Here is an 18,469-nt window from a genome sequence, read left to right as displayed (position 1 = left end):
CATTCACGATTCACTAAAAATCATTCCGCAGGCACATCTAATTGCACACCTTCAGCAACAGGCTCGCCAAAATTGGGCGTTCCATCTGCGTTCCATGTAAACTTTTGTGCACGCGGGCTGCGTTTATTGCCGCAGCCATCACCGGGATTACTGTTGGCATGATATAATATCCAGTTTTCTTTTCCGTTTGGTGAAACAAAAAAGCTGTTATGTCCCGGAGCATATACTTTGTTTGCTGCAGAAGATTGAAATACAGGCGTTGCAGATTTTTTCCAGGAAGCAGCATCCAGTAAATCTGCATCAACATTCGCTGTTAACATACCCAGTGCATAACGATCCGTCCAGCAACCGCTGGCAGAATAGATCAAAAATATTTTGTCATTATGCACTAAAAATTCAGGACCTTCATTCACACTCACATGTGCAGGATCATTCGGTGAATTCAGATCACCGTTTAACTCCCATTCATATTCAGGCTTCGATAACAATGTACGGTTACCTTCAATCGTCCATGGGTTTTTCATGGCAGCAATGTATATATCCTGCTCGCCATTCACATCGCCTTTCCATCCGCTCCATATAAAATACAATTTGCCATTCAATTCGATGGCCGATCCGTCAATACTCCATTTATCTTCCGGCGTTGTAAGCTTGCCTTTCAATATCCATTCGCCCTGCAAAGGATCAGCCGATGCATTCTCCAGCACGTACATGCGGTGATCATTATTGTTTCCGCTGTCTGCAGCAAAATATACATACCATTTATTTTGAAAGAAATGAATTTCAGGCGCCCATAATTCTTTTGAATATTCTTTACCAGGCGATGGTGTCCACACAACTTTTTTCTCTGCTGAAGACAGGTAAGCAATATTTTTTGTTTTCCATATAGTAATGTTGTGCCCGGTTGAATTGGTGTAATAATAATAGCCGTCTTTATAAATCGCCCAGGGGTCAGGCCCCGTTGGCAGCAAAGGATTCGTAAATGTTTTTTGTGCATTGGCTATTGTTCCAAACAGCACTAAAAAAACCGCAATAATGTGTGCCTTCATAATTATTTTATTTAAACAACTTCGTTGTTTTTTAATAATGATATGCTACATGCGACAGAACAGATGGCAGTCCACCGCGACGGGTCACTTCTTTGCACATTATATTTTTATATCAGCTAAACCCGGGGTTACCTATCTGAACACTCATTTCACCGCCTGCAATCTTGCGCAAATCTCCAGCATTGCCGCCTGGTCAATAAGGCTTTTCTTTTTTGCATTACGCCCCAATAAACCATTGGTATCTTTTTCTTCATGCCATATCCTTTCCGCTTCGTTATGCCATAAATGAAGCAACTGTTTATCGTGATTGATATTGTACAATTCTATATAACCTCTCAGCATAACAGCATTAAACCAGTAATGGCCAGGCAGTTTATTCTTTTTATAAAAAAATTTTGTTGCTGATGCAGCAATGCCTTCCGCACGTTGTAAATATTTTTTATCGTGCGTAATATTATACAGCAAAACATTCGATTGCAGCATGGTGCCGGTGTTGTAGGTGTATTTGGCTGAATCAATTTTAAGCGAAGGGATCTTTATGTTATCATAATACAATCCATCCGGTGATTGCAAATGTGCATTTACCCAATCGTATAACTGCAACGCTCTTTGCATATACTTTTTATCGCCCTTTATTTTATACAACTGCAATGCTATTAAAATTCCCGGCCCGTTGGAGCAGGTGTTCTTGGTTGTTTTATCTGCATACTTCCAATATAAGCCACCGCCGGCAGCGGTATCATAACCCGTCATCATAAAATCATAGATCGCCTTCGCCACATTTAAATATTTCATTTCATGTGTACGGTTATAAATATCTATATACGCAATAGCGATCCATTGATTATCGTCATAAAAAGCATCATCTTTTTTTTCCTTTACAACAGAAGCCTGGTAAGAAGGCAATGATGTTGCAGTAGTATAATATTGATCAACAGCATCAACAACAGGCTCAATGTAATTAACTGAAGGATTAATAACAGAAGCTTCGTTTGCAGCCTGTATCAATGCGCACAAAGGCCATAAAAATGAATGCACCTGCTTTTCGCCAGGCGCGTATTCTTCATAATATAGTTTATTGCCCGCATCATAAAAATAGCGGTTAATATTACCATATACTGAATCAATGCATGGCCTGTAATCTTTTGCCGGCTGTGCATTGCAGTAATAAGAACAAGCGATAAAAAAACAATATGTAAAATATCTTTTTAAACTACTCATGATATAAACTGGTGACGGTTGCTGCTATGCAGGCGCCGTCTTCTATTGAAGCCACATAAGCGGCAAGATTAAAACCTGTTTTTTCCCTGTAAGCTTCCCGCACCTCATAGATCAGTTCTTCCACGGCATCTTCTTTTACAATATTGATGGTGCAGCCGCCAAAACCGCCACCCATCATACGGGCGCCAATAACATTGGAATTATTTTTAACAAGATCAACCAATATGTCAAGCTCCGTGCAGCTTACTTCAAACAGTTTACTCAGCCCTTTATGGGTGGCATACATTTTTTTGCCAAAAGCAGCAATATCGTTGTTCTGCAAATCGATGCAGCCGGCAAGCAGTCTTTCATTCTCTTCTAAAACAAAACGGCAGCGGTTATATACAACTTTATCGTGTGCAACATATTTATCAAGCATCTCCATATTTACATCACGCAGGCTTTGCACGTGCGGATGATGCTGCTGAACCAAGGCCACTCCCTGCTCACATTCCCTTCTCCTGCTGTTGTATTCTGAAAAGGCAAGTGAATGGCGGATGCTGCTGTTTAGCAAAACAATTTTAACGCCGTCCTGCTTAAAAGGAAAATATTCATATTCATAAGATCGGCAATCAAGGCATATTACATGATCTTTTTTGCCGAACATACTGGTAAACATATCCATGATGCCGCATTGTAAACCCACAAATTCCTGCTCAGCTTTCTGTGCAATCTTCACCATATCAAGGCGGCTTAGCCTAAGATCGAATAATGTATTCAAAGCAAGCGCTGTGGCGCATTCAATAGCGGCAGAAGAAGCCATACCGCCGCCAACAGGCACATCCCCGTCAATCACTATATTAAACCCGGTAATTGCATAATTTCTTTTTATCAACTGCTCCACAACGCCCAATACATAACAACTCCAGTTAAATTTAGGCTGTCGCAGTTTTTCAATATCAGCAATGTAATTTTCGTTGTATTCTTCTGCGTAGAGATGAATCTTATGATCGTTACGTTTATTTACGGCAACATAAATGGCCTTGTCAATAGCAGCCGGCAACACAAACCCGTTGTTGTAATCAGTATGTTCGCCAATAAGATTTATTCTTCCCGGTGCACGTATTATCAGGGGATCTGTATGATGCATTTGCCGGAAAAGCTTTTGCAATCTGTCTGTATCACACATACAAAAAAAGTTTAGACCGCACTCTTTTTCTCCTAATAAACCGGAGACATCTCAATATATAGTTTCATTATATCATGCGAGAGCGGGTGTTTGATCATTTTAAAGTTGATATTATTTATCTCTGTTTTTTATTAAGTGATTGCCAGGCATTAAAATCATTACATGCACACACATTCGCGTTTGACAATTCACGATCACGTCAATCTTTGTAACCAGCTTCCATTCTCCCCCTTATATATTCTGCGCCAAATGGCAAATGATGCTAATGCAACAATGATTATTGGCGATATGATGAATAAGATTTTTTTCATACCTCACGCTCATTCCCTCTCCATAAATGAAGAGGATGCCCGCTTTGAAGTTTGATCATAAAATTTAAGAGCGGGTGCATGATTTATTCTAGCAGTTGATGCTTACTTATAAATGAATTGCTTGCCTGATATGGATGCAACGCTTAATCATACAACGCACATTCACTTTCACGACACCACTCATAACAGACAATTCATCACTTACTTCGTCATCTTATCTTTCAGCACTTTCATAAAATAGCCGCCAACAACACTGCGTGCCTGGAAGCCAACCTGCCTGCCATCTGTTGTTTCATGCCAATCGCTCAAAGGCACACGGGTGGGCGTTTCTGTTGCATATTTATATAATGGATCTACCAGTGCATCAAAATCATTTTTATTATTGGTTAAACCGGCTGTCCACATTATCCAGTCACTCTTTGTATAAGTTTTACGGCTATCCAAAGGCAAACCAAAAGCGTTTTGTTTGGTGAGATAATATTTAATTTCTTTATCATAAACTTCCTGTGGAAAAAGATGTAAGCCAAGCACCTTATCCCAAACCAGGTTATACTTCTGGCTCCAGGTATTGCCTTTATCAAACGTGAGTGCATAATGATCACCCACATCAGCCATTTGCATCCAGCGCAAAGCCATTGCCTTTGCTGTATCGGTAAATTGCCGTGCTATTGCTTTTTCGCCCAGCATATCAGCCATCATACCATAACACGCAATACCAACAATTGCTTTTGCAGAAAGGTTTGCATTGCGGGCAAGATGCCCTGCAAAATCATCCGTACATAACTGGTTGGCAGGATCAAAGCCATCCTTCACTAAAAAGTTAACCCATTGTGTTAATGTATTCCAATGTTTTTTTGCATATTCCGCATTGCCTTGCGCTTTGCAAAGTGCGGCAGTCGTAATGATCATATTACCGCTTTCTTCCACCGGCATTCCTTCACCATAAGTTTGACCGTTTGCAATTGGATAAGTGCCAAGATCATGCGCTGCATAAGCTTCTTTAAAATTGCCGCTTTCTGTATAATAAAAAATGCCATTCAGCATGCCTTTGATCAACTCAGGATTATAAGTGAGGTATAAAGGCGCTGAAGGATAAGTAATATCAACCGTATTGATTGAACCATTGCTGAAGTTTTCTTTTGACAGGAAAAGAATTTCACCATCCGGGCTTTTTGTAACAGCATGTGCAGCGATTGACTGACGATAAGCCGTTACACAAAGTTTTGCATACGTTTCGCCACCAGCAGCCACTGCATCGTTCCAAATCATTTTATTTACGGCATCGCATTTGGCTAACACATCATTGTATTCTTTATAAGATTGATTCAATAAGCCTTCAATCGTAACGCCGTCTTTTAATTTCCACCAGCTTTTCAAATTTTGATGAAAATATTGAACGGCATATAAATCATCATAGCCAACCATTACGAGTTTTTCAGTAGCCGTTGTTCCAACTTTTTCTGAAGGAAAAACAGTGTTCAGCATTAATTGTTTACCTGCCGATATATTTTTTGCTGCTGCATTGGTAATAAAATCTTTCAGGCCATTATCAACAGATGTAATGCTTTGCTTTGGTTTTGAAGATAAGGGAGCGGCTACGTAAACATAACCCCAGTCGATGCGAAGATTATCGCCTTTCTTTTGCAATACAGGTTGTTCAACGGTGCCCGCTTTCAACAAAGCAAGTGCGCCATTATTATATTGAGATGCGTTAACCGGTTGTGCAGGCACATTTACAGCCAGGTCTGTTGTTGTGCCAAAATACAATTGCACATTATGCTGTGCGCCATCATTGGATTTTGTTTTGAATGATATATATGAAACGGGCCTTGTCATTACGTCAAGGTCGTTTATCAATAATGGTGAAGTAAAGGTTACATCAAGGTCAACAGCGCCGCAGGTAAATGTATAAGCGGTTTGTGTTGCATTCATATCCAGGCCTGTTTGTTTAGCCGGCTGAATACTGTTGAGTGAAGCATCAGGTTTTGGATCAATACTTAAACCAAAATCCAAACCCTGCCCGCCGGCAGTATTGGCCACATGAATGGCGATGATATTTTTTCCTTTTACCAGCTTGCTTTTAACGGCATCATTCATTTCAAAATATTCATTTTGATTATTCCATCCGTGCTTACTGTATATTTTTTCACCATTCAGGTAAACTTCCACATTATCATCATGAAACAATTTCAGGTATAACTTCCTGTCGGGAACCGCATTCAATGTAAATGTTCTGCGCACCCAAAGATCAGCGCTTTTCCAAAGTGTTTTTGCATGCCTGTCATTATCGCTGAAGGGCGCTGCGCCCGTTTTCCATTTACTATCATCAAATGAGGTATTCATCCAGCCACCGGCGGGCTGCACTTCAGTATATTTAACGTTATAACCCGCTTCATCTGATGCAGGCAGTATAGTCTCAGGCGCTTTTTCTTCCTTTCCCAAAAAACGATATACCTTATTGTCAACTTTTATTAAACCTATCAGCGACTGATTCGTGCCTGTCCAGTGTTTCGTGGGCGATGCATTCAGCTCATCGGTAAAACTCCATACACAGAAGTATGGGTTGTGTGTGATCAACGGATAGGCGGGCGCTTTTGCAACCTGCGCAGAAAGTTGTTGTGATACTAATAAGAGTGCTAACAATTTGAATGCTTTCATAACCTCAACCTCGCTCCCTCTCCACAAGTGGCGAAGGATGCCTCTGTGTAATAACATTATATTATTTCAAGAAGCAATGTTTAATTTTTATTTTAAAAATTGTTTTGAACTATCAGTTTTCAGCGACTTACAAAGCCCCACTCCGGGAGTGGAGAGCTGCTCTATTTGCCTGTTAAAGACTTTATCAGCTTCACTTCATCTTCACTATATGGCGTGCCATCTTTCCTGAAAATATCATGAAACCAAACTTTAGGCTCCTTACCATCGGGCATTGGCGTATCCCATGCATACATGGTATTCGTTTTTCCTGCCACGAGCCCCCAGTTGATAGCGCCTACGTTTTCCTTCTTCAGCAAAGGCATAATGTTGCTGAACAGGCTGCCCCTTGTGCGTGCCATATATTCAGTGCAAATAAGCGGACGGCCATATTTCTTAAGTGAATCGATCACTTTTGCGTGCTCATCTTCTTTATTATAGTTATGATAAGTGATAACATCAGAGTTCTCTAACTGAAATTTATTTAAATCGGTAAGCTCCGGCTTCCAAACGCCTGCAGATAAAGGCTGATCGGGATTAACCTGCCTGCTCCAGCTAAACACCTTTCGCAGCAACGGCATGCTTTTGTTGCCATAACCTGAATTGCCCGGTTCATTATACAGATCCCAGAGTAAAATGCGTTTATCATTTTTAAACGTTGTAAGCACATCTTTTACATACATTTCCAATGTATCAACTAAAGAAGGTTCATCGTAATACAACTTACCCGGATCTCTCACCCAGCCTGAATTATGTATGCCGGGTTTAGGTTCACGTTGTTTACCCGCATGATAAACAGAATCCCAAACATCATCAAAAAACACAAACATGGTTTGTATGTGATGTTTATCGGCAATGCCTAAATAAGTATCCATTCTGTTTTTAAAACCATCTTTATCCACCTGCCATGCCAGGTGATGCAAAAACACACGCATCACATTAAAACCAATGCCTTCAGCATAACCTAATTCTTTGTCAATTGTTGCTGTATCAAATGTTTCAGCCTGCCAGAATTCTAATTGATTAATGGCAGTGCTCGGTGTGAAATTACTGCCCGCCAGCCAGCCTTTTGTTGCGTACCAGTCATTTGCTTTTTCTTTGCTCCATACTTCCCGCTCTTTTGTGGCGGTGCCTGTATCTTCACTTTTGTTTTCCTGCTGCCCGCACGATGCAGCAATAACAATCATTAACAGCGGTAATAAATATTTCTTCATCATTTCAGGATTAAATTTTTATTTTTTATGTTTTCAACCAATGAACTTCTATTAAGCTTCCGTTGTGTCATCTATCCCGATTTTAATCGTGGACTCCCTTGTGCTGCATATTTTCATAGCAGCGATGGGTTGCTGTTTTAAAACGTTAATCGAATTCAATCAACTACATCGATCGTCATTTCGACGACAGGAGAAATCTCTTAAAGTATCAACAACTTCAAATTCTGGAGATGTCTCGTTACCTCGACATGACGTTCAAAGAACATTACTAATAATAATCACTTTAAATTATTAACGTTATTGTAATCATCATAAAAGCATTAATTGAATTCAATCAACCACATCGATCGTCATTTCGACGACAGGAGAAATCTCTTAAAGTATCAACAACTTCGAATTCTGGAGATGTCTCGTTACCTCAACATGACGTTCAAAGAACATTACTAATAATAATCACTTAAAACATCAACGTCATTAAAAGAACTTGCTCTGCGAAGTCTGGAGACTTCGCAGTTGCTATGCGCAAAGTCTTTGACTTTTCAATGCCTAACAGGTTTTGAAAACCTGTTAGGCCTGCGTTTATTTATTCAACCCCTTACTACTTTTTATCACTGCTTCATTAATCTCATGCACTTTCTCATAATCCATTTTCTCAACCTGCCTGTCGTATGTGAGAATACCATTGATCTCATGCTCAACATCGGTTGTTTGCGTATAGATCGCAACGCTTAAACCTTTATACTTTACTAACTGCTCCACTTCATTCAATAACAAAACATATTTATTGGTAAGATCTTCTTTTGTTGCCATCATATCATAAGCATTATTGGCCACAGGATATAAATGGCCACGCACAAACAAACCAACGCCGCCAAATTCACCTAACGACGCAGCACGATTTTTATCAGGAACCGATGCGCCATATGGCCCGACATAAATATGTGTATCCACATAATCACCGTTGCCAGGATCGCCATAGGCCTTTTGATAAGAGGGGTTATTGTTGAACCCGGAGTTACCGTTTACCAATCTTGACGGATCATATTGCTTTGTCCAGGCAGTGATTTCTTTCACATCAAATGCGCCCCAGTTTTCATTGAAAGGAACCCATGTAATAATGGATGGCGCATTATAATGTTCATCAATTATTTCTTTCCATTCGTTGCGAAAGCGGCTGCGTACAACAGCGGTATCTTCATCCTGGTACCAGATACAGGGCATATCCTGCCAAACCATCAAACCCATTTTATCACACCAGTAATACCAACGCTGTGGTTCCGTTTTCATGTGCTTGCGGATAAGATTGAAGCCGGCCTTCTTGCTTTCTTCAATATCAAACTTTAAAGCATCATCGGTTGGTGCAGCATAAATTCCGTCGGGCCAATAACCCTGGTCCAGTAAACCCAGTTGCAACACAAATTCATCATTCAGCAAAGCCCTTTTCACACCATTCACATCGCCCAATGTTATTGACCGCATTCCAAAATAGCTATTGATCTCGTCTTGTGTTTTGCCTGACCGGTCTTTTAACTGAATTTTCAAATCATACAAAAAAGGATTTTCAGGCGACCATAAAATTGGATCAGTTATGTTGATTGAAAATTCATTATTGCTTTTACCATTTGCAGTTGCAATTTCTTTGTTCTGAGAAGAAGCAATTGCAACAACCGGTGCAACATTATTGGTAATAATTTTTATTGCAAGTTTTTTATTTACAACATCAGGCGTTAAACGGATACTTTGAATATAATTTGCTGAAACCGGTTCCAGCCAAACGGTTTGCCAAATGCCTGAAGTAAAAGTATAATCGCCACGCGGGCCGTTTTTTCCTGACACGGAGCGGCCATCATTTTTATCCTGCACACCCACAACAATTGTGTTTTCGCCTTTTTGTAAATATGCAGTTATATCAAAGCTGAAAGCATCATATCCGCCAATATGTGTTCCTGCTTTTTTATTATTAATAAAAACGATTGTTTGATAATCTGCAGCGCCAAAATTCAACAACACATGTTTGCCATTGTAAGATGAGGGCAATGTAAATGTGCGTTTGTACCACATGTTTATTTCCTGGTTTCTTTGAATACCGGATAAATATGATTCAGGCGGATAAGGGACCTTAATTTTTTCAGCCTTATCAAACGATGGCGGTTGTGTTGCAGCAATGGCATCCGTTACATTTTTACCACCAATATAATCCCATGTTCCGTTTAAGTTCATCCAGTCAGCGCGTTGCATTTGCGGACGCGGATATTCAGCAAAAGGTGTTGATGTTTTTTCTGCCGCATCTGTAAATGGCGTCTTCATCACAACTTTTGTTTGCGCAAACACAGCTGTTGATGTTGTTACAAATGCCATAAAAAGGAATGAATAAAAATGTTTCATTAATTACTTTAATTCCTGTTTATCTATTATGATAATTTTAATTCAATCATTAACTAAAAATTCAAACTCGTTCAATTTTAAGAGATGTCTCGTTACCTCGACATGACGTTCAAGCTTATAACTAAATACAACAACTTCAAACATCATTCGTCATTTCGACGACAGGAGAAATCTCTCGTCATTAAACAAACTCAAAGGCCTAACAGGTTTTAAAAGCCTGTTAGGTCTAACGTTACTTACTGAACTATTGTATATAATTTTTCGTTCGCCGCTTTCAATTTGTCTATCGGCATCTTCATTACTTTCCTGTCATACGTCATAAAACCATTTATTTCACCTTCCACATCTGTTGTTTGTGTATAAACCGCGGCCGATAAACCATGCCTGATTAATTCAGCGAGCCGGTCGTCCATTCCGCTATAACGATTGAATAGACTATCTTTTGCTTTAAAGCTTTGATAGCCCCAGTTTTTCTCCTGCCATAAATGGCCTTCCACAGGTAATCCAAGCCCGCCGTATTCACCCAGTACCAATGCCTGCTTTGCGCCGAATATTTCAGGGCGCGGCATAGCAGGGTCAGGATAGTTATGTAAATCGACAACATGGCCGGTTAGATAGAAATTGCCGCCACTGGCGCTGTTCACTAATCTTGTTGGATCTTTTTTCATGGTCCATTCTGTTATTTCAACAGTTTTAAATTGTCCCCAGGCCTCATTAAAAGGCTGCCATGAAACAATGCTTGGGAAATTATATAAAGCATCTATGATTGCGTTCCATTCTTTACGGTAATAGCCTTCACTTTCAGGAGTGCGGTCTTTATCGGTTGCACGGCCCAATACACCTGGCCTGGTTTCCCACTGGTTACCTAAATCACCGCTTGGCATATCCTGCCATACCAGCATGCCTATGCTGTCGCAGTAATAATACCAGCGTGCAGGTTCTACTTTAATATGCTTGCGTATCATATTAAAGCCCATTTCTTTTGTTTTTTCTATATCGAATTTTAAAGCTGCATCTGTTGGCGCTGTATATAAACCGTCGGGCCACCAACCCTGGTCGAGCGGGCCAAACTGGAATAAGAATTTATTGTTGAGCATCATTTTTAAAATACCGTTTGCATCGGGTGCAACCGATATTTTACGCATAGCGAAATAGCTTTTTACTTCATCAACTGTTTTGCCCTTGCGTTCAATTGAGATTTTAAGATCGTATAAAAAAGGATTGGAGGGCGACCATGCTTCAGGGTTATCAACCTGTAAAAACATAGTTGCGTCCGTGCCTGATTTTTCAGCAACCTTTTCATCGCCTTTCCAGGCGCTTATATGTATAAGATCGCCGGGCAATAAATTTTCTGTTGAAGTTGTTACCGTAATGGTTTTAGCATCCAGGTCTGGTGTGTGTTTGGTTGAAATGATATAAGTTTCCGGCACTGTTTCCAGCCAAACCGTTTGCCATATACCGGTTACAGGCGTGTACCATATGCCATGCGGGTTAATGATTTGTTTACCCCGAGGCTGAGGGCCTTCATCGGTAGGGTCCCAAACATGCACAGCGAGTTCCTGTTTGCTGCCTTTTTTTAAAGCTGATGTTATATCAACGCTGAACGGATCAAAGCCGCCTTCATGCGTTGTAACCTTATTGCCATTTACATACACATCAGCGCGCCAGTCAACAGCACCAAAATGCAATAATACTTTTTTACCTTTTGTTTTTGTATTAATGCTGAATGTTGTTTTATACCACAACACGCTGTCTTTACCAACTGTTTTGCCAACGCCGGATAATGCAGATTCAACACAAAACGGCACTAAAATATTTCCCTGAAAAGCGGATGGCATCACTTCACCTTCAGCTTTTGGCAGTATGCTATATTGCCAAAGCCCGTTTAAGTTTTGCCATCCATTTCTTTGCAGTTGGGGGCGTGGATAATCAGGTAAAACATTTTTGGTAGTTACACTATCTGCCCATGGCGATTTAATTTTTCCGCCAACTATATGCCAGGCGTCATCCTGTGCCTGAACAATACCAATACTACCCGCTACAACTAATGCTACTAATAAAACTTTTTTCATTAATAAGGTTTATCGTTTATAATACAGCCGGCGTTTTTGCGTCGCCTGCTTCTTTTCATCATTAAAAAAAGTGAGGGAAGAATAAATTTTCACGACTAAAAATTTATTTACTGCTCTCCCCTCAGTAAACAACTGCTTATGAGAAAAAGTTTCTCCCAAACCCTCTCAGGGGAAAGGGCCTGGCCTCCTGCCATTAACAGAGATAATCCTTTATTGCACCTTGCTTTTAAATTATAAGAACTTACTTAAATAAAACACCTGCATTTTCGCGCTCTTCAAAGTCCTTTCCCTTAAGACTTAAGTCGGGCTGCTACTGCACTACAGGAAAAGCTGAGATGCGCAACCTCGCAGCGCCCATTGGAATTAATTCTATTGCTTCTTCTTTGGTTGATACAGCAACGGGGCTTTGCGGCAACGTGTCGCATAAACCATATTTATCTATCGTCCATCCAGGTATAAGTTTTCCTTTCGCCTCTATCACTATCGGTGTTGATTTTGGTGTAAAAGGAAAATTATCAGCAGGCCACTGGCGTTTTATAATTTTAAACTCATCGGCGAGTGATTGCTTATTTAAGTACAAGCCATAATTCCAGGCACTTGCAGGATAAATATCATACGCCGGCCATTTGCTCTGGTCTGCGCCGGGCTGCCATTTTGAATCCCACTGAATACTTTTCTTACTGTCGGCCAATTTATAATCTTCATCAATTTTTAAGGAGAAAGAAAGCGGGCCATAATAAAGGCTTACGCTGTTTTTATTCTTTTGCCATACCTGCAATTTCAACTGCATGGGCAGTGTTAATTCAATTACATCGCCATTTTTCCAGTTGTTTTCCAGCCGTACATAAGATGAAGCCATTATACTATCTGCCTTAACAGACTTTCCGTTAACGCTTACCATTGCATTATTGCACCAATGTGGTATGCGCAGGTATAAAGGGAAGTTTGCATTTTTTGAAGTACTTACTTCAATTTTAATATGTTCATCAAAAGGATAATTGGTTGTTTGTTTTAACGTAACATCGTCGCCTTCACCAACCTTTGCAGTTACCTCGCTGCTGCTGTAAAAGATGGCTGCAATACCATTATCAGGTGTTGCCATCCATAAATGTTCTGCATAATAAGGCCAGCCCTGTGCATGGTTATGCTGGCAGCAACGACTGCTGAAAGGGTTCATCATTAAAAAAGGTCCTTCATTCTCAATACCCGGTGCATGGTTTTTACTATCGCTTACCACCATATTGGGCGCCGTTAAATAACGCAATGCTTTAAAGTCAGGCATAACAGCAGCGGGATAAGTATTGAAGGCAACATCTTCAGCATTGTCGGCCCACATGGGGTCGCCGGTAATACCGGTTAAAATTTCATCAGAGGCCATTTGCTCCACCAGGCCGCAGGTTTCAACTGCCTGCCGCGGGTCATCATAACCTTTACGTGCATTTTCATCGGCGCCAAACATACCGCCCGGCACCTGCCCATATAAATTTCGTATTAAATTAAAATTGTTGTAAGTGGCATGCAGGAAAGACGAATCTTTTGCCTGCATATAATAAGTGGCGGGCTCGCGGAAACACTGTGCAATATTCACATTATGCCAGTTGGGAAGATTATCCGGCTGCATCCAGTTGGCAGTATTATTATGAATTTTAGTGGCAAGGTCAAGCAGCCATTTTTCGCCGGTTTGGTTATACAGCCAATAAATGCTGTAGAGATTATCGCCGCCGCGGCTGTTCTCCCAATAGGTTTCAAGCAAATTGCTATCGGGCAGCTTGGATTGCCATTTAAAATATTTAGTCATGAAAGGAATAACACGCGGGTCTTTGCTGTATTCATAAAAAGACTGCATCGTCCACAGCATGATCATATTCGGCCACAGGTCGAAATGGCCATTTTTATCCGGCCTTATTTTAGGCCCGAAATAACCATCGGGCTGCTGGCTTTGAAACACTTTATCCAGCCAGCTTTTTGTTTCATTAATTATGGTATCATCGTTCAGAATATAACCCAGGTTTCCATAGCCTTTCAGCCAGTAAGGCACTTCTTCCCACCCATGATCACCTTCGCCATCACCGCTAAACCATGCATTATTATTCTTCTCCAGCCAGGCGCTTATTTCACCAAGATGGCCAGTTAAGCCATCGCGCTGCAACTGCAGGTATTTTAATACCCAGCCTTCAGGTTTAATACTTCCGATGGGCAATTTTATAAAATGCAACGGAAGTAAAGGTTGTTTGTTGCTTACATAAAAAGTATTGGTAGCTGTGGTGGAAGGAGATTCTACAACACTCAGTTTTAAAGTTTGTTCCTGTGTTGAATTGCATGCACAAAAAAGAACGCTAAAAAAGAGTATGTTTAAAAATTTGTTCATCCGCTAATAAACTGTTTTTTGAGCATCGCTGATGTTAATTAAGCCTTAATGCTTTTATAGTAATTCATTGATAAAACAACTTGTAAGTTGTTTTGATTTTTTGTTACCAGCCAATAAACGGGTAGCGTCACGGTTGCGTCGCATTACCGTCATCAGCATACCGTTGTTCAGCCAGGAATTGTTGCTCATATTTTTCGAACTGCTACCGGTCTAACGCTTTTGAAGCGTCTGACCGCGTTATCATTTAAACAACTACTTATCTATATCCGGTAACCAGAAATCAAAAGGCTTATTCCTGTCGCACGCCAATGTTCCGTTTTTAAATTCAAGTTGCGCCGCCTGTATAGACGACCTGCGCAAATTAAAAGGGATAATACCATTCTCATCTGCGGGCGCTTCGCCATGCGATCTTCTGCCGGGGTGCGTAAAGTAAAAAATATAGGCTTTATTATTTACCACAATTACATCACCGTGGGCGCCGCTTGGCTTGTCTTCCGGCCGTGAAGATGCTGAATCTAATACCAGGCCTTGTTTTTCCCATGTTAAACCATCTTTTGAGCGATATACCCGCATGCCGCGCCATTCATTAGTAAGCATCCAGTAATAATTTTCATACTGAAATATCTTGGGCCCTTCCTGGCGGCTATCGCTGATAACAGGCTGATGAATCAACTTCCATTTATACAGGTCATGGCTTTCTGCCAGCATAATCCTGGCATTATTTGCATCATCTTTATACCACATACGCCAAATGCCGTTTGGCATTTTAAACAACGATGCATCAATCACATCTTCAGAAGAAAGCTTTAAAAAATCAATGAACTTCCAGTCCCATAAATTGGTGCTGGTATAATGCGCCATTCTTTTGTTGCCGCCCCAATGTATTCTTGCACCTTGTATGTATACTACAAACATGTGGTACAAGCCATTTTCATACACCACATCGGGTGCCCAGAAAGTATTATGGCCCTTCTCCATTTCAAGCTCGAGCGTGCCGCGGTAAACCCAGGTTTGCCCGTGATCTTTTGTTGAGGCAATGCCAATATCATTTCCATAACAATAGGCAACGTCGGGCGCTTCGGTATTGGCACGACGTTGGGAATACAACATCCACCAACTCTTTTCTTCACGGTTCCATATAACAACAGGATCGGCAGCGCCGTCTGTTATGGGGTCCCGGAATAAAGGGGCCGGCGCAGCATGCAGGAAGTTATCCGCATGCTGCGCAGCAACCACTTTGTAAAAGGCCGTTATGCTAACTAATAAAAGAACTTTTTTAAATGCACTTGTTTTCTGCGATTGCATTATCAGAAATCAAGCTTAAATAATGGTGAGAATATCATGTCTTCAACACCGGCTATTTTTAAACCGAAGCGGGCAAACACATAATTCTGCGCCGGCGTTATTGAAGGTATGCTTACTGATAAATTTACGTTGTTGGGATCGGCAATATCAGCGCCTGCAACACTTGCAGATGCTATATTATTTGCACCTGAAACAAATTGTGTTTTGTTGATGTACAGCGTTACGCTTTCAATATCTTTTGCATTGGCGTCAGTAATAACCTTTTCAATTTTACACGTACCCGAAACGTTGCCGCCACTTGCAGAAATGCTGGCATTGCGAACCATGTAGTATGGCGTTACTTCAATGTTCAGTTGCTGGCTGCCACTAACAGTTACATCTAAAGAATCCGGGGCGCCGCTGCCTGTTTTAGGCCAGAGAAAGGGCCCCTGGCCGTTAGGCACAATAAACTTATAACTGCCATTGAACAATACGGCACTTATTCCACCGCTTTGGGTAAACGTTTGTTCAACCGGCCCCACCTTACCAAAACCATACTGGTAAAACTGGTAGGGCACGCGGTTATATTCAAGATAAATGCTATCACCTTTATATAGGATGGCTCCATTGATCTGTTCTTTTGGAGGATCATAATTATCTTTTTTACTGCAGGCACTTGCTGCAACCATCAATAGGATAAGAGAAAAATATGATATGGTCTTCATAATAATTTTTTTTGCTTTTACTTATTGATTTGGCTGTCTTACAATTTTTGGGTTGGCCGCAATAACATCATCATTAATGCGTGAATAATAATTACCAAGCTGGAAGAGGTTGCTGCCGGTAACGGTGCTGGGCAAGGTTTCTTTAAATATCCATTTACCGTTATTAGCACCACCAGGATTGTAATATTTGTAAGGCCATAAACCCCAGGGTTGCGTATTCTTTTTGGTAGCGGAACCGATATTGCTTACCAGGTCATTTTTGCTCATGGGTGAGCCATTCCATACCTGGTGTGCAAGCCGCCAGCGTTTCATGTCATAAAAATAATGGCCTTCAAATGCGAGCTCCACTCTCCTCTCATGTACAATACGGTCGAAGGTTATTTCACCTGGTGCAAGCGGTGTGGTTAAGCCTGCCCTTGCACGCACCTGGTTCATATAACCGGCTGCTGTTGTCTTATCGCCTAACTCGAATGCGGCTTCCGCAGCGTTTAATAAAACTTCAGCATAACGGTAACGAATAAAAGCAACATCGCTGCCACGGCCGCGCCTGCCGGAGCCAACCGTTGGATCTAGCCATTTGCGTATGTAAAAACCTGTTTGAGTGCGCAAAACCAGGCCATTTATGGGCCCATCTTTGCCAACCACCTGTACAGCCACATCTGTACCGGGTAAAGGCTTTGTATTTACGGCATTATCGCTGCTTATAATATTACCATTTGGTTGGATATAACCGGCCCAAATATCAACTTTATTTGCCTTGAATATTGCGCCGGGAATCATTACGGTACCAAGAAGGCGGGCATCCCTGCCGGCAAAAATATCATACACGGTATCATAAAAAATTGGATTGCCGGATGCATCTGTTGTGGTTAACGGTGCAAAAGTGTTATCCAGTTTTTCAAATGACTCCACCAGGTTTAAAGAAGGGTTTAAACGGCCGGCATCATCACCTTCATCCGAAAAAGAAAAAGGCTGGTCATTCGTGGTAAATCCATGTGTTTTACCACCGTTGGCTTTAAAGTCTTCTATAAAAATTGCTTCCTGGTTTACGCTGGTTTTATCTAAAAAAAGTGAAGCGAAGTTGTCTGATAAGTTGGGCAATACTTCATATAATTTATAACTACCGGCACTGCCATTTATAATTTCCTGTGCCGCATCCAGCGCAATTTTATAATAATCATCAGCTTTATCGGCAGCAATACCAACTTCCCCGCCGGGCAAAGAAACCTGTGGGGTATTTTTACCATACTTTGCAATAGAACCGGCATATAAAGCTGCCCTTGATTCCATAGCGAGTGCCGCAGCTTTAGTTGCCCGTGACTTTTCATTCACATCGGCAGGCAAATCATTTTTAATGGCTTCTGCTTCGCTGATAACAAAATCATAAATATCAGATTCTTTAGCACGTGGATATTGAAGAGAACTTACATCACCTTTAGCCGGATCATAAATTAAAGGTTGAAGCACCAGCGGCACACCACCCATTCTTTTTACCATTTCAAAATAAAAGTTAGCGCGAAGGAACCTGCCTTCAGCCATGAACCTTGCTTTATCACCAGCAGATAGTTCAGTAGAAGCGCTATCTCTCTGTATAAAAAGATTCAGGTCTTTAATGTATGCATAACTATCGAACCAATTAACCTGCCATTCGCCATAGCCCCAGCCTGTTCTTTGCACAATATATTTGCTGTCTGCATCAGACGGGAAACTCTCACTAAAATCAGCAAAGGTTGACCAGCCTCCATCCAGGCTTGAGAAATCAAGCTGGCGGTTATACAAGTCACCCAATACTGCCAGCACCAGGGCCGGATCGGAGAAGGCCACATCTGCCGGTATTACCGAAGTTGGCGGAATGTCTAAAAATTCATCATCCGTTTTGCTGCATCCGGTTGCGATAACAACCAATGCAAGTGATATGATGGAAATATATTTTTTCATGATCGTATTAAAATTTTGTCGTTTAATTATTGTACGTGCT

General features: G+C 41.0%; 11 protein-coding genes. All 11 read right to left on the bottom strand.

Annotated features, from left to right (window positions below; genetic code table 11):
• Positions 1 to 20: 20 nt before the first annotated feature.
• The gene (locus ACTHN6_RS15620) at positions 21 to 1,049 is read right to left on the bottom strand and encodes a glycoside hydrolase family 43 protein (protein WP_440436704.1); all 1,029 of its coding nucleotides are present in this window, start codon (positions 1,047 to 1,049) and stop codon (positions 21 to 23) included.
• 144 nt (positions 1,050 to 1,193) lie between these two features.
• The gene (locus ACTHN6_RS15615; protein ID WP_440436703.1) at positions 1,194 to 2,270 is read right to left on the bottom strand and encodes a glycoside hydrolase family 76 protein; all 1,077 of its coding nucleotides are present in this window, start codon (positions 2,268 to 2,270) and stop codon (positions 1,194 to 1,196) included.
• Positions 2,263 to 3,438 (bottom strand): galactokinase, encoded by a 1,176-nt coding sequence (gene galK / locus ACTHN6_RS15610; protein ID WP_440436702.1) that lies wholly within the window; start codon positions 3,436 to 3,438, stop codon positions 2,263 to 2,265. The genes ACTHN6_RS15615 and galK overlap by 8 nt, the downstream gene beginning before the upstream one ends.
• Positions 3,439 to 3,950: 512 nt before the next feature.
• A complete protein-coding gene (locus ACTHN6_RS15605; protein WP_440436727.1) occupies positions 3,951 to 6,407 on the bottom strand; it encodes a glutaminase domain-containing protein in 2,457 nt (818 codons plus the stop codon).
• Positions 6,408 to 6,568: 161 nt separating this feature from the next.
• On the bottom strand, positions 6,569 to 7,660 hold the full coding sequence (locus tag ACTHN6_RS15600; RefSeq protein ID WP_440436701.1) for a glycoside hydrolase family 2 TIM barrel-domain containing protein: 1,092 nt from the start codon (positions 7,658 to 7,660) through the stop codon (positions 6,569 to 6,571).
• Between the two features lie 576 nt (positions 7,661 to 8,236).
• Positions 8,237 to 10,042 (bottom strand): glycoside hydrolase family 2 protein, encoded by a 1,806-nt coding sequence (locus tag ACTHN6_RS15595; RefSeq protein WP_440436700.1) that lies wholly within the window; start codon positions 10,040 to 10,042, stop codon positions 8,237 to 8,239.
• 236 nt (positions 10,043 to 10,278) lie between these two features.
• Positions 10,279 to 12,114: a glycoside hydrolase family 2 protein gene (locus ACTHN6_RS15590; RefSeq protein ID WP_440436699.1), complete on the bottom strand. Its 1,836-nt coding sequence runs from the start codon at positions 12,112 to 12,114 to the stop codon at positions 10,279 to 10,281.
• A gap of 310 nt (positions 12,115 to 12,424) precedes the next feature.
• The gene (locus tag ACTHN6_RS15585) at positions 12,425 to 14,482 is read right to left on the bottom strand and encodes a beta-L-arabinofuranosidase domain-containing protein (protein WP_440436698.1); all 2,058 of its coding nucleotides are present in this window, start codon (positions 14,480 to 14,482) and stop codon (positions 12,425 to 12,427) included.
• 252 nt (positions 14,483 to 14,734) lie between these two features.
• Entirely contained in the window at positions 14,735 to 15,787 is a 1,053-nt protein-coding gene (locus tag ACTHN6_RS15580; RefSeq protein ID WP_440436697.1) for a glycosyl hydrolase, read from the bottom strand.
• 2 nt (positions 15,788 to 15,789) lie between these two features.
• Positions 15,790 to 16,491 (bottom strand): DUF3823 domain-containing protein, encoded by a 702-nt coding sequence (locus ACTHN6_RS15575; protein ID WP_440436696.1) that lies wholly within the window; start codon positions 16,489 to 16,491, stop codon positions 15,790 to 15,792.
• A 21-nt stretch (positions 16,492 to 16,512) separates the two neighbouring features.
• The gene (locus ACTHN6_RS15570) at positions 16,513 to 18,429 is read right to left on the bottom strand and encodes a RagB/SusD family nutrient uptake outer membrane protein (protein WP_440436695.1); all 1,917 of its coding nucleotides are present in this window, start codon (positions 18,427 to 18,429) and stop codon (positions 16,513 to 16,515) included.
• Positions 18,430 to 18,469 lie beyond the last annotated feature (40 nt).

It is taken from the genome of Parafilimonas sp. (genome assembly GCF_051953455.1).
GTDB lineage: Bacteria > Bacteroidota > Bacteroidia > Chitinophagales > Chitinophagaceae > Parafilimonas.
The sequence above is the reverse complement of the archived record's forward strand: the minus strand, read 5'-3'. Positions and strand labels throughout refer to the sequence as shown.

Bases quoted from the DNA above. Each gene is read 5' to 3' on its own strand.
- ACTHN6_RS15620 (WP_440436704.1), bottom strand. From the start codon at position 1,049: ATGAAGGCACACATTATTGCGGTTTTTTTAGTGCTGTTTGGAACAATA.
- ACTHN6_RS15615 (WP_440436703.1), bottom strand. From the start codon at position 2,270: ATGAGTAGTTTAAAAAGATATTTTACATATTGTTTTTTTATCGCTTGT.
- galK (WP_440436702.1), bottom strand. From the start codon at position 3,438: ATGTGTGATACAGACAGATTGCAAAAGCTTTTCCGGCAAATGCATCAT.
- ACTHN6_RS15605 (WP_440436727.1), bottom strand. From the start codon at position 6,407: ATGAAAGCATTCAAATTGTTAGCACTCTTATTAGTATCACAACAACTT.
- ACTHN6_RS15600 (WP_440436701.1), bottom strand. From the start codon at position 7,660: ATGATGAAGAAATATTTATTACCGCTGTTAATGATTGTTATTGCTGCA.
- ACTHN6_RS15595 (WP_440436700.1), bottom strand. From the start codon at position 10,042: ATGAAACATTTTTATTCATTCCTTTTTATGGCATTTGTAACAACATCA.
- ACTHN6_RS15590 (WP_440436699.1), bottom strand. From the start codon at position 12,114: ATGAAAAAAGTTTTATTAGTAGCATTAGTTGTAGCGGGTAGTATTGGT.
- ACTHN6_RS15585 (WP_440436698.1), bottom strand. From the start codon at position 14,482: ATGAACAAATTTTTAAACATACTCTTTTTTAGCGTTCTTTTTTGTGCA.
- ACTHN6_RS15580 (WP_440436697.1), bottom strand. From the start codon at position 15,787: ATGCAATCGCAGAAAACAAGTGCATTTAAAAAAGTTCTTTTATTAGTT.
- ACTHN6_RS15575 (WP_440436696.1), bottom strand. From the start codon at position 16,491: ATGAAGACCATATCATATTTTTCTCTTATCCTATTGATGGTTGCAGCA.
- ACTHN6_RS15570 (WP_440436695.1), bottom strand. From the start codon at position 18,429: ATGAAAAAATATATTTCCATCATATCACTTGCATTGGTTGTTATCGCA.